Annotated in this window: 15 protein-coding genes; 6 read left to right on the top strand and 9 right to left on the bottom strand. The window is 70.3% G+C overall.

What is annotated here, in order from left to right; genetic code table 11:
- Nucleotides 1–47: 47 nt before the first annotated feature.
- The 5 genes from G6N64_RS26055 to G6N64_RS26075 all read right to left on the bottom strand — a co-directional run bounded on the left by G6N64_RS26055 (nt 48) and on the right by G6N64_RS26075 (nt 7,404).
- Nucleotides 48–1,961, bottom strand: a complete 1,914-nt coding sequence (locus tag G6N64_RS26055; protein WP_163800689.1) for a glycosyltransferase family 39 protein — start codon at nt 1,959–1,961, stop codon at nt 48–50.
- The gene (locus tag G6N64_RS26060; protein WP_163800690.1) at nt 1,958–3,229 is read right to left on the bottom strand and encodes a bifunctional glycosyltransferase family 2/GtrA family protein; all 1,272 of its coding nucleotides are present in this window, start codon (nt 3,227–3,229) and stop codon (nt 1,958–1,960) included. The genes G6N64_RS26055 and G6N64_RS26060 overlap by 4 nt, the downstream gene beginning before the upstream one ends.
- Nucleotides 3,230–3,291: 62 nt before the next feature.
- The gene (locus G6N64_RS26065; RefSeq protein ID WP_425487207.1) at nt 3,292–5,133 is read right to left on the bottom strand and encodes a glycosyltransferase family 39 protein; all 1,842 of its coding nucleotides are present in this window, start codon (nt 5,131–5,133) and stop codon (nt 3,292–3,294) included.
- A 35-nt stretch (nt 5,134–5,168) separates the two neighbouring features.
- Nucleotides 5,169–6,722, bottom strand: a complete 1,554-nt coding sequence (locus G6N64_RS26070; protein WP_163800692.1) for a sensor histidine kinase — start codon at nt 6,720–6,722, stop codon at nt 5,169–5,171.
- Nucleotides 6,700–7,404: a response regulator transcription factor gene (locus tag G6N64_RS26075; protein WP_163802131.1), complete on the bottom strand. Its 705-nt coding sequence runs from the start codon at nt 7,402–7,404 to the stop codon at nt 6,700–6,702. The genes G6N64_RS26070 and G6N64_RS26075 overlap by 23 nt, the downstream gene beginning before the upstream one ends.
- 174 nt (nt 7,405–7,578) lie before the next feature.
- Between G6N64_RS26075 and G6N64_RS26080 the strand changes: the two genes are divergently transcribed.
- Entirely contained in the window at nt 7,579–8,034 is a 456-nt protein-coding gene (locus G6N64_RS26080; protein WP_246230808.1) for a hypothetical protein, read from the top strand.
- Here the strand turns inward: G6N64_RS26080 and G6N64_RS26085 are convergent.
- Both G6N64_RS26085 and G6N64_RS26090 read right to left on the bottom strand, forming a co-directional pair.
- Nucleotides 8,031–8,297, bottom strand: coding sequence for a hypothetical protein (locus tag G6N64_RS26085; protein ID WP_163800693.1), 267 nt, complete (start codon nt 8,295–8,297; stop codon nt 8,031–8,033). The two genes, G6N64_RS26080 and G6N64_RS26085, sit on opposite strands and share 4 nt — an antisense overlap.
- A 121-nt stretch (nt 8,298–8,418) precedes the next feature.
- Nucleotides 8,419–8,670: a hypothetical protein gene (locus G6N64_RS26090; RefSeq protein ID WP_163800694.1), complete on the bottom strand. Its 252-nt coding sequence runs from the start codon at nt 8,668–8,670 to the stop codon at nt 8,419–8,421.
- A gap of 208 nt (nt 8,671–8,878) precedes the next feature.
- Between G6N64_RS26090 and G6N64_RS26095 the strand changes: the two genes are divergently transcribed.
- Genes G6N64_RS26095 through G6N64_RS26105 form a run of 3 tightly spaced genes read left to right on the top strand, consistent with a single transcriptional unit; the run spans nt 8,879 to nt 12,611 of the window.
- Nucleotides 8,879–9,859: an oligopeptide ABC transporter permease OppB gene (locus G6N64_RS26095; RefSeq protein WP_163800695.1), complete on the top strand. Its 981-nt coding sequence runs from the start codon at nt 8,879–8,881 to the stop codon at nt 9,857–9,859.
- Nucleotides 9,860–9,870: 11 nt separating this feature from the next.
- Nucleotides 9,871–10,791: an oligopeptide ABC transporter permease OppC gene (locus tag G6N64_RS26100; protein WP_163802133.1), complete on the top strand. Its 921-nt coding sequence runs from the start codon at nt 9,871–9,873 to the stop codon at nt 10,789–10,791.
- Nucleotides 10,788–12,611: an oligopeptide ABC transporter ATP-binding protein OppD gene (locus tag G6N64_RS26105; RefSeq protein ID WP_163800696.1), complete on the top strand. Its 1,824-nt coding sequence runs from the start codon at nt 10,788–10,790 to the stop codon at nt 12,609–12,611. Before G6N64_RS26100 ends, G6N64_RS26105 begins: the two co-directional genes overlap by 4 nt.
- Nucleotides 12,612–12,715: 104 nt before the next feature.
- Here G6N64_RS26105 and G6N64_RS26110 read toward each other — a convergent pair whose 3' ends face one another.
- Nucleotides 12,716–13,591: a type IV toxin-antitoxin system AbiEi family antitoxin gene (locus tag G6N64_RS26110; protein WP_163800697.1), complete on the bottom strand. Its 876-nt coding sequence runs from the start codon at nt 13,589–13,591 to the stop codon at nt 12,716–12,718.
- Between the two features lie 202 nt (nt 13,592–13,793).
- Between G6N64_RS26110 and G6N64_RS26115 the strand changes: the two genes are divergently transcribed.
- Nucleotides 13,794–15,461, top strand: coding sequence for an oligopeptide ABC transporter substrate-binding protein OppA (locus G6N64_RS26115; protein ID WP_163800698.1), 1,668 nt, complete (start codon nt 13,794–13,796; stop codon nt 15,459–15,461).
- Here G6N64_RS26115 and G6N64_RS26120 read toward each other — a convergent pair.
- Nucleotides 15,451–16,704 (bottom strand): alpha/beta fold hydrolase, encoded by a 1,254-nt coding sequence (locus G6N64_RS26120; RefSeq protein WP_163800699.1) that lies wholly within the window; start codon nt 16,702–16,704, stop codon nt 15,451–15,453. The two genes, G6N64_RS26115 and G6N64_RS26120, sit on opposite strands and share 11 nt — an antisense overlap.
- 90 nt (nt 16,705–16,794) lie before the next feature.
- Between G6N64_RS26120 and G6N64_RS26125 the strand changes: the two genes are divergently transcribed.
- The gene (locus G6N64_RS26125) at nt 16,795–18,054 is read left to right on the top strand and encodes an acyl-CoA dehydrogenase family protein (protein ID WP_163800700.1); all 1,260 of its coding nucleotides are present in this window, start codon (nt 16,795–16,797) and stop codon (nt 18,052–18,054) included.
- Nucleotides 18,055–18,066: the final 12 nt, after the last annotated feature.

Raw genomic sequence — 18,066 nt, forward strand, 5'->3', positions numbered from 1 at the left:
GATTGACGCACGTCCTCGGTCACGGACATGGGAACCTCCTGCCAGCGTCAGGATCGCGGTGATCCCAGGTCGTAGACGGTGGTGCCGCCGACGTCGGTCTTGGTGAAGTTCGCCTCGATCCACGACTGGATCTCGGTCGCGGTGCCGTCGCGGTGCCCGGGCGGGCCGAACCGGTCGGAGGCGATGAAGTACCGCACCTGCCCGTCGGCGACGTACTGCTGGAACTGCTCGAGCGTCGGCGACGGGTCACCGCCGGTGAAGCCGCCGATCGCCATCAGCGACGCCCCGGTCTTCAGCTCGAGGTTGCTCACCTGCATCGACCCGACACCGGCTGCGGCCCAACGGTTGTCGGCGTCCCGCAGCATGCCCTCGAGTTCCGCGTTGTCCTTGGTCTCGAACGGATTACCGGACTTCGCGCCGGGCCGGTCGCCGCCACCGGGGCCGCCGAAACCGAACCCGCCCGCCTTGGCGGGTCCCGACGTCGCCATCGGACCGCCGTGCTGACCGGCGACGGTCTGCACCGAGTACGCCACCGTCGCGCCGAGCCCGAACAGGATGCCCAGTGCCGCCAGCACGGCCGCCGTCCGACCTGCGCGCTGCGCGCCGATCACGAGGGCCGACGCGACCAGACCGGACCCGGCGACGATCACCCACCGCAGTGCGGGATACCAGTCGGGGCTGCGCCCGAGCAGGACGAACGCCCACACCCCGGTGCCGGCGAGCATCGCCGCCAACAGCATTCGCGGGCCGAGGTCCGCGCGGCGTCGCCACAACTCGGGGACCGCCATGCCGACCAGTGCGGCGATCGCCGGGGCCAGCGCCACCACGTAGTACGGGTGCACGGTGCCGTCCATGTAGCTGAAGACGGCCGCGGTGATCAGCAGCCAGCCACCCCACAGCAGCATGCTCGCGCGCTTCGGATCGGTGCGAGCCGCGCGCCACGTCAACCAAGCCACGACGACGATCCCGACGAGCGCGACGGGCAGCAGCCACGACGCCTCGGTGCCGAAGGACGGCCCGAACATGCGCCCGATGCCCGGCTCGCCACCGAAGAACAGGTTGCCACCGGGTGGCCTGCCCTCGCCGCCACCCGGGCCGAGGTCGCCACCGCCACCGGCGGGTCCTCCGCCGCCGACGATGCGCTGAATGCCGTTGTAGCCCAATGCCAACTGCAGCAGGCTGTTGTCGGTGGACCCGGCGATGTAGGGCCTCGAGTCGGCGGGCCACAGGCTGACCAGCGCGACGTACCACCCGGCCGACACGATGACCGCGGCGCCGGCCACCAGCAGTGCGCCGAGCCGCCGCCACAGTGACGTCGGCGCGGCGACCAGGAACGCCAGCGCGAACGCCGGCACGGGCAGGAACGCCTGCAGCATCTTGGTGAGGAACGCGAAGCCGACGGCGACGCCGGTCAGCGCCATCCAGCGGTAGCTGCCCTTCTCGATGGCCCGCACCGTGCAGTAGGCGGCGACCACGAGCAGCAGCACCAGCAGAGCGTCGGGGTTGTCGTACCTGAACATCAGCGTCGCTACGGGTGTGAGGGCGAGGACCGTCCCCGCGACGAGGCCGGCGCCCGCGCCGCTGCAGCGCTTGACCGTGAAATACAGCAGTGCCACCGAGCCGATTCCCATGAGCGCCTGAGGTAGCAGCATGGTGAACTCGTTGAAGCCGAACAGTCTGCCGGACAGTCCCATCGCCCACATGGCGGCGGGCGGCTTGTCGACCGTGATCGCGTTGCCGGCGTCCAGCGAGCCGAACAACCACGCCTTCCAGCTCTGCGTGCCGGCCTGGGCGGCAGCGGCGTAGTAGCTGTTGGCCCACCCCGACGAACCGAGACCCCAGAGGTAGAGCACGGCGGTGCCGACGAGCAGGACGAGCAGGCCGGGCCGGGCCCAGCGCGGGTCGGGGACGTCGCCGTCGTGGGCGAGCACCTCCGCCCCGCGATCTGCGGTGAGGGTCATGACTGGGCTTCCTTCGAGGTCGTACGGGAGCGGCGAGGGTGAAAGACCCAGCCGCGCAGGAGGACGAAGCGGACCGCGGTGGCGATCAGGTTGGCGAGCACCAGGACGCCGAGTTCGACCATCCGGTGCGGGGTGTCGACGAAGGCGTGCAGTCCGGCGAGCGCACCGCTGGTGATGGCGAGCGCGATGCCGAACACGATCAGACCCTCGACGTGGTGGCGGGCGCCGTTGCCTGCGACGCCGAACGTGAACCGGCGGTTGGCCGCAGTGTTGCCGATTGCGGTGACGAGAAGGGCGACGAGGTTGGCCGCCTGGGCGCCGATCATGCCGTGCAGCAGCATGAACAGCACCAGGTAGGCGGCCGTGGACGCGACGCCGACAGCGCCGAACCTGACCACCTGCCGGAACAGCGAGCGGGGTGCCGACGCGCGGCGAGACGGACCCAGCTGTGCGGCAATGGCATTGACGGGGATGGAGCCGTTGGCGAAGCCGCGGAGCAGCCGTCCGACACCGCGGAGGTCGGCCGCCGCGGTCGAGACGATGTCGACGCGGCTGTCGGGGTCGTCGACCCAGTCGACCGGTACCTCGTGGATGCGCAGCCCGCTGCGCTCGGCGAGCACCAGCAGTTCGGTGTCGAAGAACCATCCGGTGTCCGAGACGTGTGGCACCAACTCGCGCGCGACGTCGGCGCGGATGGCCTTGAACCCGCACTGCGCGTCCGAGAAGCCGGCGCTGAGAGTCGACCGCAGGATCAGGTTGTAGCAGCGGGAGATGATCTCGCGCTTGGCTCCGCGGACGACCCGCGAGCCCCGGCCCAGGCGCGTGCCGATCGCGAGGTCGGAGTGCCCGGAGATCAACGGGGCGACGAGCGGGGCGAGGCCGGTCAGGTCCGTCGACAGGTCGACGTCCATGTACGCCAGCACCTCGGCGTCGGAGTGCAACCAGGCGTCGTGCAGCGCCCGGCCGCGGCCCTTCTGCTCGAGCCGCACGACCCGCACGCCGTCGAGGTCGGCGGCGAGTTCGGCCGCGACCCGTGGCGTCCCGTCGATGCTGGCGTTGTCGGCGATCGTGATGCGCACCTCGTACGGGAACGTCTCGTGCAGGTGCCGGTGCAGCCGGTGCACCGACTCCGCGAGGGTGGCCTCCTCGTTGTAGACGGGGATCACCACGTCGAGCACGGGTACGCCACGCGCGGCGGCGGCGCGGGCGGCGTTGGGTCGGGAGGCGAAGCGTGTCGACGGTTCGGGCCGCGTGTCGATGTGGGTCATGACGTCATCCTGATCGGGTGGGGTGTGGTGGCCGTTTGGGCGAGCTATGCGCCGGCTATGAATCACGAGGCAGGCCGCGCGGTGAGGTCGTAGACCACGACGTCGTCGACGATCATCGGTGCGTAGTGCGACTCGACCCACGCGGCGACGTCGGCGGCCTCGCGGCTGCCGGTGGCCTGACGGCCGAACCCGCCCATCATGCGGCTGCGGATGAAGTAGTGCACGTCTCCGTCCGCGACGAATCGTTGGAACTCCGGCAGGGTGGGTGCGGGGTCGGTGCCGTTGAATCCGCCGACCGCCATCACGGGTGCCCGGCTCGCCAGCTGGTACCCGGCGGCGTTGTTGGACCCGACGACCGCTGCGGCCCAGCGGTACTGGCCGGCATCCTGCGCCAGCAGGGCGGTCAGACCGGCACCCGGCGTGGGGGCGCCGAGGAAGCCGGTCATGCCGCCGAATTGGCCGCCACCGCTTCCCGGTCCGACCGACGGGATCGCCCCGCTGTGCGGGGTGGCGGCGGTCGCGACGGAGTAGGCGGCGGGCCCGGTCAGGCAGGCGGCGACGGCGAGACCGGCGGCGGCGAGAGCCACCCGACGCGGCAGTCGCGCGTTCACCACGAGCAGCACCCCCACGCCGATGCCCACGCCGGCGATGCCGACAGCCGACCACGCCGGCCAGTCCGCGTGCCGGGTCAGCAGCACGGCGGCCAGCACGACCGTCACCGCCACGGTCGACGCCATGGCACTCGCCACCCGCACATCGGATCGATTGCGCCACAGTGCCATCGAGCCGATGCCGATCACGGCTCCGATGGCCGGTGCCAGGGCGACGGTGTAGTACGAGTGGACGATGCCGCCGGCGAAGCTGAACACGGCGGCGGTGACGACCAGCCAGCCACCCCAGAGGAACAGCGCACCGCGCTCGGGGTCGGTTCTAGGCGCGCGTCTCGCGAGGATCAGACCGGCGGCGAGGCACACCAGGGCGGTCGGGAGCAGCCACCCGGCGTAGGCGCCCATGCCGCTGCCCACCAGCCGGCTCCAGCCGACGTCGTAGTCGAGGTTGCCCAGGCCGCCCACCTCGTCCCCGGTGAGCCGGCCGAGACCGTTGTAGCCCAGGGCCAGTTCGACGATGCTGTCGTTCTGTGAGCCACCGACGTAGGGCCGGGCCGACGCCGGCCACAGCTCGACGAGCAGCAGGTACCAGCCCGAGGAGGCGATCAGTGCGAGCGTGCCCGCGCCGAGCCGGAGCAGCCGGCTGCGCCAGGGCACCGCGGCGGTGACGAGGTAGGCGACGGCGAAGGCGGGCAGTACGAGAAAGGCCTGCAGCATCTTCGCGAGGAACGCCACACCGACCACGGCGCCGGTGGCGACGAGCCACCACCGTCCGGCGTCCTTCTCGCACGCGCGCTGTGTGCAGTAGGCGCCGATCACAAGCATCAGTACCAGCAGGGCGTCGGGGTTGTTGAACCGGAACATGAGGACGGCGACCGGCGTCAGCGCGAACACGGCGCCGGCCAGCAGGGCGGCGCCCGGCCCGGCGGCACGCCGCACGGCCGCATACAGGACGGCGACGGCTCCGACGCCCATCAGCGCCTGCGGGACCAGCACGCTCCACGAGCCGAGGCCGAACAGCCGGACGGACACGTCCGTGACCCACAGGGCCGCCGGGATCTTGTCGACGGTGATGGCGTTGCCCGCGTCGCTCGAGCCGAACAGCATGGCCGTCCAGCTCGTCGAACCGGCCTGGGCGGCTGCGGAGTAGAACGCGTTCGCCCAGCCGCTGGCCGCCAGATTCCACAGGTACAGTGCCGCCGTCGCCGCGAGGAGCAGGCCGAACCGGAGCCGTTCCCACCCGTGCGGAGTCGGTTCGGTTCCGGTCGCGCCCTCGGGTGTCGCCGCGCGCGGCAGTACGGCTGTCACCCGTCCGAGTCTCGTCGGCGCTCCTAGGCTCCCGATCTGTCTCCGCTGTGCGCCACCTGTGAAATGTCGGGGAACCTCACCTCGAACTCGGTGGCGCCGGGGACGCTGTCCACCTCGATCGTGCCGTCGTGCGCCTTGACCACGGCCGCGACGATCGCGAGACCCAACCCCGTGCCGCCGTCACGTCGGGACCGCGAGGAGTCGCCGCGGGCGAACCGCTCGAAGACCTCGCCCTGCAGTCCCGCGGGGATGCCGGGTCCGTCGTCCGCGACGCGCAGGACCACCGTGCCGGCGTCGACCGCGAGCGACGTCGTGACCGAGGTGCCGGGCGGCGTGTGGGTACGTGCGTTGGCGAGGAGGTTGGCGAGCACCTGGTGCAGCCGCGCCTCGTCCCCGAGGACCAGCACCGGCTCCTCCGGGAGGTCGATCGACCAGGCGTGGTCGGGACCCGCGACGTGCGCGTCGCTGACGGTGTCCACCACCAGCCGCGACAGGTCGACGCTCTCGCGTTCGAGCGGCCTGCCCGCGTCGAGCCTCGCGAGCAGGAGCATGTCCTCGACGAGCTGCGTCATGCGCAGCGTCTCGGACTGCACGCGGCTCATCGCATGCGCGACGTCGTCGGGCAGTTCGTCCCGTTTGCGTTGCGCCAGTTCGGTGTAGCCGCGGATGGCGGCCAGCGGGGTCCGTAGCTCGTGGCTGGCATCGGCGACGAACTGGCGCACCCGCGTCTCGCTGGCGTGGCGCGCCGACAACGCCCCCGAGATGCGGTCCAGCATCCGGTTGAGCGCCGACCCGAGCTGACCCACCTCCGTGTGCGCCCCCGCCGGGTCGACGCGCACGATCGGTGTCGGCAGGCTGACCTCGCCGCGGTCGAGTTCGAGGTCGGCGACGTCGCGTGCGGCCGACGCGACACGCGACAGCGGTGCGAGTTGGCGGCGGATGACCAGGATCCCCGCGGTCGTCGCCGCGAGCAGTGCGGTGATCGCGACGACGCAGAACATGCCGAGCACCCACAGCGCGGTGTCGTCGATGACGGCCGTGGGCAAGCCGGTGACGATCGTCTGACCGCCGTGCCGGGAGTGCAGCCCGATGACCCGGTAGCGGCCCAGGCCGTCGAGGACGATGGTCTGCGGTGTGTGCGTGGGTGGGACGGCGGCGAGTTCGGCCGCGGCGGTCGGGCTCACCTCGGAGCGGCTGCCGTCGGTGGTGATGACGCCGGCATCGACGGCGCCGTCGGTCTCGACGACGGCGCCGACCGTCCTGGCCGCTTGCCCGGGGGCGTTGAGGAAGCCCGGGCCGGGACCCGCCTCGGGATTGAAGCGCCTGTCCAGCGGCAGGTCCGGCGGCGGGAAGGGCAGGTCGAAGATGGCCGCCGAGCGCCTCCCCGCTTCCAGCAGTTGCTCGTCGAGCTGGTGGCTGAGGAAGCGCTGCAGTGCCAATTCGGTCCCGATGCCGATCGCAGCGCACACCGTGGCGAGCAGCACGATCTGAGTGACGAGCAGCCGGACCCGCAGCGACCACGTGCGCGGGGAGAGGACGCGGGTGCGGGAGCCGCTAGCGGACGGGCTTGAGGACATACCCGGCTCCCCGCAGGGTGTGGATCATCGGCTCGCGTCCGCTGTCGATCTTCTTGCGCAGGTAGCTGACGTACAGCTCGACGATGTTCGACCGGCCGCCGAAGTCGTAACTCCACACGCGGTCGAGGATCTGCGCCTTGCTCAGCACCCGCTTGGCGTTGCGCATCATGAACCGCAGCAGCTCGAACTCGGTGGCGGTCAACGTGATCGACTCACCGCCGCGGGTCACCTCGTGGCTGTCCTCATCGAGCACGAGGTCCCCGACGACGATCTGCGCGCCGCCCGTCTCGTCGGCGACGCCCGTACGACGCAGCAGCGCACGCAACCGCAGGACCACTTCCTCGATGCTGAAGGGCTTCGTGACGTAGTCGTCGCCGCCCGCCGTGAGGCCCGCGATGCGGTCCTCGACGGAGTCCTTGGCGGTGAGTAGCAGCAGTGGTAGCCCGGGTGTCTGGGCGCGCAGGTGCGCGAGGACGTCGAGGCCGCTCATGTCGGGCAGCATCACGTCGAGCACCACGACGTCGGGCGGTGTCTCGCGTGCAGCCGCGATGGCGGTGGCGCCGTCGCCCGCGGTGGTGATCTCCCACCCCTCGTAGCGCAGGGCCATGGAGACCAGCTCCGCCAGGACGGGTTCGTCGTCCACGACGAGGACGTTGATGGGGCTGCCGTCGGCGCGCCGCATGACGACGCGACCGGCGTCCTTGTCGTGAGTGGAACCGGTGGTCATGCAGCCATCATCCGCCGTCCCGATGGGCCGTCCCTGTGCCGGATCTATGCGTGGGCTGTGAGAATCCCGCACAGTGTCGCCCGACGCCACTCACAGCGTCCTCACATCCACGATGCGCACGATGGGTCCGTGAACACGTGGGGCGTGCGCGGCACGCTGGCAGCAGTCGGAGTCGCCGCGGTGATTGCCGGAATCGGTGGAGCGGCGGTGTACGGGGCGTCGGCCGAGGGCCCACGGATGATGGGGCCGCCCCGGGGCGGCCCGTCGGCCGGTCTCGACCATCGACCGGGTCAGGGCGCTCGATCGTCCAGCTGGCTGTTGCACGGTGAGTCCGTCACCGACGGGCCCGGAGGCGTCGTCACTCGGCTGACCCAGATGGGGCGCCTCACCGCGCTGACCCCGACGTCGGTGACGGTTCGCAGTGCCGACGACTTCACCTCCACGTACGCACTGCCCACCGGCGCTCCGGGACCGTCGCTGTCCGTCGGCGACGAGGTCGAGGTGACCGCGACACGCGAAGGGGAGGCCGCGGTGATCGAGTCCATCGACCCGACCGCGCGACCTCCCCTGGCGTCGGCTGATTAGCCCGGCACGCCCTCGAGTTCGGACGGCAGCGGCGCGGGCCCCTTGATCTCGGGCTCGGCCGACGACGTCGTGGGCGTCGGCGGCGGCGTCGTCTCGGTGACGGTCTCCCCGACCGTCGCCTCGGAGGTGGTGATGCTCGGCTGCACGGGTCCGGGCGGAGCCGGCTCGGGCTCGGCGGCGCTGGTCGCCATCGTGACCCCGCCCATCGCGAGCAGCGCGCCGGCACCGATTGCCGCGGTCAGTGTCTTCACCTTCGTGGTCATCACGTGGATCACTCCCAATCGGTCGGTCGAAACGTCGTGGAAGGGCCGTCGAACCCCTTCACGCGTCGGGTAACCGATCGGGAGAACTGCCAAACACCTGGCAGTCGCCTGTTACATGGCGTTACTTGGCCGACTCCTCCTCGGACGGGAGAGGGGCCGGCCCCTTGATCTTCGGTCGTGCCTCCGCCACCGCCGGTGCGTTGGCCGGCGTGGTCTCGGTGCTCGTCGCACCGATCGACATCGTGGTGCTCTTCGCGAGATCGGGTCCGCTCGCCGGGACCGTCGCGGCGCTGATGGCGCCGATCGCGATCAGCGCGCTTCCGCCGATGATCGCCGCGCATGCCTTCACGTGCCTACGGGTGTCGTTGGACATCGTTCGTCACCTTCGAGAGATCGTGCTCCGTGTCGCACTACCGCCCGCGGTGTGCGACTCGGCCTCGAGTGAACTCGCTCGAACTGCGAGCCCGCTGTGACCGCACTGCTAGTTCTCGGACACCGCGGGCGCGCCCGAACCGGTACCGGAGGGCCGACGGCCCGACGATCTCCTACCCTTGCCGCATGCGAGTTCCGGTGGGCGCGACGTGACGCGATTCCTGGCTCGTCGACTCGTGAACTACGCGGTGCTGCTGATGCTCGCGTCGTTCCTGACGTTCTGCCTCACGGCGTGGGCGTTCAACCCGCTGGAGAATCTGGAGAGCCGCAACCCGCGTCCCCCGCAGGCGGTCATCGACGCCAAGGCCGTCGAACTCAACCTCGACAAGCCCGTGCTCGAGCGGTACGGACACTGGGTCGCCGGCGCGGTCCGCGGAGACTTCGGCACCACGATCACGGGCCAGCCGGTGTCCGACGACATGTGGCGCCGCATCGGGGTGAGCCTGCGCCTCGTCGTCATCGGGTCGGTGCTCGGCACCGTGATCGGGGTGGTGGTCGGCGCGTGGGGCGCGGTGCGGCAGTACCGGTTCTCCGACCGACTCATCACCGTGCTGTCGCTGCTGTTGATCAGTACGCCGACCTTCGTCCTCGCGACGCTGCTCATGTTGCCGGCGAACTCCATCAACACCGCCCTGGGGGTGCAGCTGTTCTCCTACATCGGGGAGACGTCGACGACCGTGTCCCCGGGTCTGTGGAACGGCTTCGTCGACCGCGTGCAGCACCTCGTGCTGCCGTCGGTCACGCTGGCGCTGTTCTCGATCGCGGGATACAGCCGCTACCAGCGCAGCGCGATGTTGGACGTGCTGGGGCAGGACTTCATCCGCACCGCACGGGCCAAGGGACTGACCAGACGCCAGGCGCTGCTGCGGCACGGCCTGCGGACCGCGCTGATCCCGATGGCGACGCTGTTCGCGTACAGCGTCGGTGGCCTCGTCACCGGCGCGGTCTTCGTCGAGAAGATCTTCGGCTGGCACGGCATGGGTGAGTGGGCCGTGCAGGGCATCGCGACCCAGGACACGAACATCGTCGCCGCGATCACCGTGTTCACCGGCACGACCGTGCTGCTGGCCGGCCTGCTGTCCGACGTCATCTATGCAGCGCTGGATCCGAGGGTGAGGGTGCGGTCGTGAGCGACGAACCGGTGACCACGCAGGCGTCGTCGACCGCCCAATCGGGAATCGAGGCGGCCGGGTTCGCCTCCCGGCGCACGCTGACGACGCGCCGGTTCCTGCGGATCCGCCTGGCAGTCGGGGCGATGGCGGTGCTCGTCATCCTCTTCGTCGGCTGCTACGCCCTACCGCCGCTGCTGCCCTGGAGCTACACCGATCTCGACTACCTGTCGCTGCAGCAGCCGCCGAGCACCAGCCACTGGTTCGGGACCAATTCGCTCGGGCAGGATCTGCTGGCACTCACGCTGCGCGGCATGCAGAAGTCGCTGCTGATCGGCGTCTGCGTCGCGTTCGTGTCGACCGTCATCGCCGCCACGGTCGGCGCGATCGCCGGCTACTTCGGCGGCTGGCGGGACCGCGTGGCGATGTGGGTGGTGGACCTGCTGCTGGTCGTGCCCAGTTTCATCCTGATCCTCATCATCACCCCGCGTACCCGGGGCGGCGACACGGTCCTCTGGCTGATCCTGCTGCTCGCCGCCTTCAGCTGGATGATCAGCGCCCGCATCGTCCGCGGCCTGACGATGAGCCTGCGGGAACGCGAGTTCGTAACGGCGGCAAGGTATATGGGCGTATCGAACCGGCGGATCATCGTGCGGCACGTGCTGCCCAACGTCGCGTCGATCATCATCATCGACACCGCTCTCAACGTGGGCGTGGCGATCCTGGCGGAGACCGGACTGAGCTTCCTCGGGTTCGGCATCCAGCCGCCCGACGTCTCGCTGGGCACGCTGATCAGCGACGGCACCCCGTCGGCGCTGACGTTCCCGTGGCTGTTCCTGTTCCCGGCCGGAATCCTGGTGCTGATCGTCATGTGCGCGAACGTCATCGGCGACGGGCTACGCGACGCGCTCGACCCGAGTTCGCGGACCCTGCGGCGTCGGAGGCGCCCGTGAGCGAGCTGCTATCGGTGACCGATCTGACGGTCACCTTCCCCACCGACGGCCCCGACGTCGCCGCGGTGCGTGGCATGTCGTTCGACGTCGGCCCGGGCGAGGTGGTCGCGCTCGTCGGCGAGTCCGGCGCCGGGAAGTCCGCGACGGCGATGGCCGTGATCGGGCTGCTGCCCGAGTTCGCCGACGTCAGCGGGTCGGTCAGGCTGCACGGCGACGAACTGATCGGCCTCGACGACGTCGCCCTGTCCCGCATCCGCGGGCGCGTCGTCGGCACCGTGTTCCAGGACCCGATGTCGGCGCTGACCCCGGTGTACACCGTCGGCGACCAGATCGCCGAGGCGCTACGCATCCACCAGCGCGACCTCGGCCGCGCGGCCGCCCGCGCCCGGGCGGTCGAACTGCTCGAGCTGGTGGGCATCTCCCAACCGGACCGACGGGCCCGCGCGTTCCCCCACGAACTGTCGGGCGGTGAGCGGCAACGCGTCGTCATCGCGATCGCGATCGCCAACGACCCGGACCTGATCATCTGCGACGAACCCACCACCGCGCTCGACGTCACGGTGCAGGCGCAGATCCTCGACGTGCTGCGCACCGCCCGCGACGTCACCGGGGCAGGCGTGCTGATCATCACCCACGACCTGGGCGTGGTGTCCGAGTTCGCCGACCGCGCACTGGTGATGTACGCGGGCCGCGCGGTGGAGACGGCGCCGGTCGCCGACATCGTCCGCGACCGGATGATGCCCTACACCGTCGGCCTCCTCGGCTCGGTGCCGCGACTCGATGCCCCGCAGGGCGCTCGACTGGTGCCCATCCCCGGTGCGCCGCCGTCGATGGCGGCGCTACCCGGCGGCTGCCCGTTCGCGCCCCGCTGCCCGCTGGCGATCGACGACTGCCTCGCCGCCGAGCCACCACTGATCCCGGTCGGGCCCGACCACACCGCGGCGTGCATCCGCACCGAACACGTCGCCGGCCGCACCGCAGGCGAGGTGTACGGCGTGTCCACCTCCCCGACCGACGCGGCACCGGACCCCGACGCCCCCGTCGTCCTGCGGGTGACCGACCTGGTGAAGACCTACGACCTGACGAAGGGCGTGGTGTTCAAGCGCACGGTCGGCGAGGTGCGCGCCGTCGACGGGATCAGCTTCGACCTCCGTCAGGGGCAGACGGTCGGCATCGTCGGCGAGTCCGGCTCCGGCAAGTCGACGACGCTGCACCAGATCCTGGAACTCACGGCGCCACAGGGCGGTTCGATCGAGGTCCTCGGCCACGACGTCGCGTCCCTGGACCGGCGGGGCCGGCGTGCGCTGCGCGGCGACCTTCAGGTCGTGTTCCAGGACCCGGTAGCCTCCCTCGACCCCCGGCTGCCCGTGTTCGACGTCCTCTCCGAACCACTGAGCGCCAACGGGTTCGACAAGGCGGGCATCGACGAGCGGGTGTCCGAGCTGCTCACCCTGGTGGGAATGCGGCGCGACGACGCCAGCCGCTACCCAGCCGAATTCTCGGGCGGGCAGAAGCAGCGCATCGGCATCGCCCGCGCGCTCGCGCTGCAGCCCAAGATCCTCGCCCTCGACGAACCCGTGTCCGCGCTCGACGTGTCCATCCAGGCGGGCATCATCAATCTGCTGCTCGACCTGCAGGAGCGCTTCGGCCTGTCCTACCTGTTCGTCTCGCACGACCTGTCGGTGGTCAAGCACCTCGCCGATCGCGTCGTGGTGATGCACGACGGCGTCATCGTCGAGGGCGGAGACGCCGACTCGGTGTTCGCCGACCCCCAGCACGAGTACACCCGCCGGTTGCTGTCGGCGGTGCCGCAGATCTGAGGGGTGCTCGGGTCACCTCTCGGTCCTCGACTGCCTGCCGTACGTGCGAGTACGGCGGAGAATCGGCCGAAATCCCGCCGTACTCGCACGTACGAGAACCGGACTCAGGCGGCGAGGCGCAGAGACAACCACGGGGTGGGGACGCCGTGGCGCTCGAACGCCCGCCGGGTGCGCTCGATGATGGTGGCGTCGGTGTCGTCCATCGTGATCCGCACGTCGTCCCAACCGAGCGCCGTCACCGATTCGTGTCGCCGGATGTCCCGGTTGAACCGTCGAGCCGTCAGGCGGTGGTGCTCTCCCTCGTAATCGGCGGCGACGAGCACGTCACGCCACCCCATGTCGAGGACGGCGACCAGTTGTCCCCACTCGTCGCGGACGGGGATCTGCGTCTCGGGTCGGGGGAAACCCGCCCGCACGTACAGCAGTCGCAGCCGGGTCTCCTGCGGAGACTCCGAGCCGGCGTCGACCAGATCGAGGGTCTCCCGAGCCCGGACGATTGCCCGCCGACCCGCATATCGTCGTGCCAGCTCATGCACCTCGGCCAGGTCGAGGCGGGTCGCATTGGCCAATGCGTCGATCGCGGCGACTGCGGCGTCGACCGGAAGCCGGCACGCGAGGTCGAGGGCGGTCCTCGCCGGCGAGGTCACCGGAATCCCACCGATCGTCACCACCTCGTCGGGCCGATGGCGATCGGACCAGGTGTCGATCCCCCGCGGCGGACGACGATTGGGATGAAGCAGCTGCGCGGGCGCGGCGTCGTCTACCCACTTCGTCCCGTGCATCGCCGACGCCGACCGGCCCGCGAGGACGCCCTGGCGGCCCGACCACAACCACGCAGCCCGCGCACGGATCACCGCGGTCGGCCGGACGCCTCGCGGCAGGTAGACGTCGGGATGCAGTGCGACGTAGTCGGAGCGCAGTCGGTGCCGCGTCATCCGACCCGATGCGACGACCTCCGTACCGATGACCGGTTCCCCCATGGCGGCAGTGTCGCTCCTGTCACCGACACGCCCCGCCGTACGTGCGGGTACGGCGGGGAAACGGCCGAAATCTCGCCGTACTCGCACGTACGGCGGTGAGGAGGGTGTTCGGATGGCGAGGAGTCGTGGCGGTCGGCTCGCACGGCGGCCCGGACCATGGCCTGCGGCGCGTCCACGCGCGGCACCATTAGAGTCGGTCCGCATGACGTTCCGACGCCTTGCCGGCCTCCTCGTGGTGGCCGGACTGTTCCTCACCTCCTGTTCCAGCGGGGAGCAGGCCCCGCCATCGGCCGGCGGCGACGCCCAGGTCGGCAGCACGAACGACATGAACCCGCAGGACCCCGCGACCCTGCAGGACGGTGGCGCGTTGCGGCTGGCGCTGACGGCGTTCCCGGAGAACTTCAACACGCTGCACATCGACGGCAACACCGGCGACAACTACGCCTTGGCCAAGCCGACGATGCCGCGGGCGTTCCGCATCGCAGCGGACGGATCGGCGACGGTCAACACCGACTACTTCACCAGCGTCGAGCTCACCGGCACCAATCCGCAGGTGGTCACCTACACGATCAATCCCAAGGCGACGTGGAGCGACGGGACGCCGATCACGTGGGAGGACATCAAGTCCCAGGTCGATGCGACGAGCGGGAAGGACAAGGCCTTCGCGATCGCCTCGCCGAACGGTGCCGACCGGGTCGGCAGCGTGAGGCGCGGCGTCGACGACCGGCAGGCGATCATGACCTTCGCCAAGCCCTACGCGGACTGGAAGGGCATCTTCGCCGGCAACGGCATCCTCTACCCGAAGTCCGTCACCGCGACCCCCGAAGCGTTCAACAAGGGCTTCCTCAACGCCCCGCCGCCGTCGGCCGGGCCGTTCATCATCTCGAACATCGACCGCACGGCACAGCGAATCACGTTGACGCGCAATCCGAAGTGGTGGGGCACGCAGCCTCGGCTCGACAGCATCAACTACAGCGTTCTCGACGACGCCGCCCGAATCCCGGCGCTGCAGAGCAACGCCCTGGACGCCACCGGCCTCGCGAGCCTCGACGAGGTGACCATCGCGCAGCGCACCCCCGGGATCGCGCTGCGGCGGGCGCCCGCCACCCAGTGGTATCACTTCACCTTCAACGGCGCGCCGGGCTCGATCCTGGCCGACAAGGCGCTGCGCGTGGCGGTCTCGAAGGGCATCGACCGTCAGACGATCGCCAGCGTCACGCAGCGGGGTCTCGCCGACAATCCGGTGCCACTGAACAACCACATCTACGTCGCGGGCCAGGAGGGCTACCAGGACAACAGCGCCGTCGTCGCCTTCGACCCCGAGGCCGCCAAGCGGGAACTCGACGCCCTCGGCTGGAAGATGAACGGCCAGTTCCGCGAGAAGGACGGCCGCCAGCTCGTCATCCGCGACATCTTCTACGACGCCTCGACGACCCGACAGGTGGCGCAGATCGCGCAGAACAACCTGGCGCAGATCGGTGTGAAGCTCGACCTGCAGGCCAAGGGTGGCAACGGGTTCTTCAGCCAGTACATCACCGTCGGCAACTTCGATCTCGGCCAGTTCGCCTGGGGTGCCGACGCCTTCCCGCTGTCCGGTCTGACGCAGATCTATCTGTCCACCGGTGAGAGCAACTTCGGCAAGATCGGCAGCCCCGAGATCGACGCCAAGATCGAGCAGACGCTGGAGGAACTCGATCCCGCCAAGGCTCGCGTGCTGGCCAATGAATTGGACCAGTTGATCTGGGCGGAGGGCTTCAGCCTGCCGTTGACGCAATCGCCCGGCAACGTGGCCGTGCGGAGCAACCTCGCGAACTTCGGCGCCGCGGGCCTGTCCGACGTCGAGTACACCGCGATCGGCTTCACGAAGTAGCGGTGACGCTGCGGACCGCCCGCGGCACCGCTGCCGGCACCACCGACTCCGCGACCGCTGCGGCGCCGATGCCCCACTTCAGGAGTCGGAACGCCAGCGATCCCGCTTGCGCGTCGAGTTCCGCTGCGCGGTCGGGTAACTCGTCGGCACGGCCCGCGTCGACGGCCAGTGCGATCTCCAGGGCCGCGGGTTCCTTCGCGTCGAGCACGCTGTGCCCCGCACCGGGCAGTTCGACCAACACGGCGTCGGGGATCAGCGACGCGATGCGATGGGCCACCGACGGCGGCGTGGTCAGGTCGCGGCCACCGGAGACGACGACCGTCGGCCACGTGAAGCCGGGCATCGCGGCGATGAGGTCGAACGGCTCGGCGACGAAGTCCGGGTCGCCGGAGGCGAGTTCGCGGAGCGCGACGGCGGGATCCAGGGGACGCCCGTCCGGGACGGCGCCGTAGTTCAGTTCGCGGTACCCGATCCTGCCGACGAGATCCGGTTCGTGGTGGTATGGCGTCTTGCGTTCGAACATGAACCGGGTGCCGAAACCCACGGCGCCCCAAAGCCAGTCGTGACCGGTGAGCAGTAGGTCGAGCTGGCGCCGCAGCACGTCCGGCCCCGCGTAGCCGTACAGGTCCGCGGCGATCTGGGTGTCGGTGGCGTGCAACACGCCCTCGTCGACAAGGCGCCGCATCTTGTCGGCCACGTCCGACGTCCCGGGCTCGGCCCCGTCCCACAGCACGCGTCGGATGGCCGCGCGCACCTCGTCGACGTCGTCGGCCGACAGCAGAGGCGAGTCGAGGACCATCGCGTGGACACGCTCGGGATGGCGGACCCCGACACCCGCGGCCAGGTAGGTGCCGTACGACGTGCCGTAGACCGTGGCGGTCGCCACCCCGGCGTCGTCGAGGACGGCGGCGACGTCGTCGACCACCGCCTCGATGGTGAGGGCACCGGCAGGGAGGTCGGCGCCGTCGTCGTCGTGGCGCGACATCCCCACGCCACGGTGCTCCAGCATGATGACGTCCAGTCCCCTGGCCGCCCACCTGGTGCGCATCGCCCGGTACAGCGCCACCGACGCGGCGCCCGGGCCGCCCGGGACCACCACGATCGGGTGGGCCGACTCGTCACCGGTGCGGGCGTAGAACAGGTCGAAGTCGCGCCCGTCACCCACCGGCCGTCGTACCGAGTGGACACCCGGCAGCGCGGCGAGCTTGTCGTGCGCGCGCCTGCGCTTCTCGTTCATCGTCATCACCACCATTGTGCCTGCGACGGGAGCCGCTTCGGTTCGGGGTGATTCAAAGCAGTGCCACGCGGCGTCGCCGCCCGTAGAACGGTGACCATGACCACCGTGGAAGGCATCGACCGCACACTGCCCGGATCGACCGCTTGGACCGACCTGCTCGCCCGCATCGGCTCCGGCGCCAAGGACCGAGACCTCAACGACGAGAATCCCTTCGAGCAGGTGAGCTCCCTCAAGCACGCCGGCTTCGGCACCCTGCGCATACCCGAGGAGCTTGGTGGCGCGGGATTCACCGTGCCACAACTGTTCTCCGCCGTCATAGACGTGGCGCGCGCGGATCCGATTGTGGCGCACATCTTTCGCACGCACTTCTGGTTCGTCGAGGAACGGTTGCGCACGGTGAGCTCGGACACACGTGAAAGCCACAGCAACACGGCAGCCGGCCCCCAGGATGACGGCTCCCGACGCTGGTTGAGCGAGGTGACGGCGGGCAAGATCTTCGGCAACGCGTTCAGCGAGAGGGGCGGCAACGCCGTCGGCAGCCTCGTGTTCAACACCCGACTGCTGCCCGACGGCGCGGGCGGGTTCCGGCTCGCCGGCGAGAAGTACTACAGCACCGGCACCCTGTTCTCCGACTACCTCACCGTCACGGCGACCACCGACCACGACTCCGTGGCCAACGTCGTCATCCCCGCCAACCGGACGGGCGTCAAATTGGTCGACGACTGGGACGGCTTCGGGCAGCGCCGCACCGGCACCGGGACCACCACGTTCACGAACGTGGCGGTGTCGGCCGACGAGGTGCTCTCGGACAGCTCGTACGACGCCGAACCCGTGCCGACGGTCCAGTACGCGTCGCTGCAGCTCTTCATCCACGCCGTGGTCGCGGGCATCCTCGCCAACGTCGTCGACGACGGCGTCGCACTGCTGCGCTCACGCGACCGCAGCTTCAGCCACGCCACGTCGGAACGTCCGACGGAAGATCCGCTGCTGCAGCGTCAGCTCGGCGTCCTCGCGTCCACCGCGTCGGTCGCGCGGGCCGCCGTGCTCGACGCCGCCCAGGCCATCGCCGACGCCGTGGCCTCCGAGGTCGACGGCGTCCCCGACGCGGCGCTGGCCACCGAGGCGCAACTGCGTGCGGCGAAGGTCAAGGTCCACCTCGACGACGTCGCGCCCGAGGCCGCCACCCGGTTGCTCGAACTCGGTGGCGCCAGCGCCGCGAGCCGGCAGCGCAACCTGGACCGGCACTGGCGCAACATCCGCACGATCACGCTGCACAACCCGGTGGCCTACAAGGCCCGGGTGATCGGCGAGAACCTGCTGCACGACACCCCGATCCCCGCCAACGCGTACTTCTGAGCGTGCTGTCGG

The sequence above is a fragment of the Mycolicibacterium sediminis genome (genome assembly GCF_010731735.1).
GTDB lineage: Bacteria > Actinomycetota > Actinomycetes > Mycobacteriales > Mycobacteriaceae > Mycobacterium > Mycobacterium sediminis.

What these genes read in the sequence shown, in the direction of transcription:
- G6N64_RS26120 (WP_163800699.1), bottom strand. Translation starts at nt 16,704, where the DNA reads ATGACGATGAACGAGAAGCGCAGGCGCGCGCACGACAAGCTCGCCGCG.
- G6N64_RS26090 (WP_163800694.1), bottom strand. Translation starts at nt 8,670, where the DNA reads ATGTCCAACGACACCCGTAGGCACGTGAAGGCATGCGCGGCGATCATC.
- G6N64_RS26085 (WP_163800693.1), bottom strand. Translation starts at nt 8,297, where the DNA reads ATGACCACGAAGGTGAAGACACTGACCGCGGCAATCGGTGCCGGCGCG.
- G6N64_RS26060 (WP_163800690.1), bottom strand. Translation starts at nt 3,229, where the DNA reads ATGACCCACATCGACACGCGGCCCGAACCGTCGACACGCTTCGCCTCC.
- G6N64_RS26125 (WP_163800700.1), top strand. Translation starts at nt 16,795, where the DNA reads ATGACCACCGTGGAAGGCATCGACCGCACACTGCCCGGATCGACCGCT.
- G6N64_RS26115 (WP_163800698.1), top strand. Translation starts at nt 13,794, where the DNA reads ATGACGTTCCGACGCCTTGCCGGCCTCCTCGTGGTGGCCGGACTGTTC.
- G6N64_RS26055 (WP_163800689.1), bottom strand. Translation starts at nt 1,961, where the DNA reads ATGACCCTCACCGCAGATCGCGGGGCGGAGGTGCTCGCCCACGACGGC.
- G6N64_RS26110 (WP_163800697.1), bottom strand. Translation starts at nt 13,591, where the DNA reads ATGGGGGAACCGGTCATCGGTACGGAGGTCGTCGCATCGGGTCGGATG.
- G6N64_RS26070 (WP_163800692.1), bottom strand. Translation starts at nt 6,722, where the DNA reads ATGTCCTCAAGCCCGTCCGCTAGCGGCTCCCGCACCCGCGTCCTCTCC.
- G6N64_RS26075 (WP_163802131.1), bottom strand. Translation starts at nt 7,404, where the DNA reads ATGCGGCGCGCCGACGGCAGCCCCATCAACGTCCTCGTCGTGGACGAC.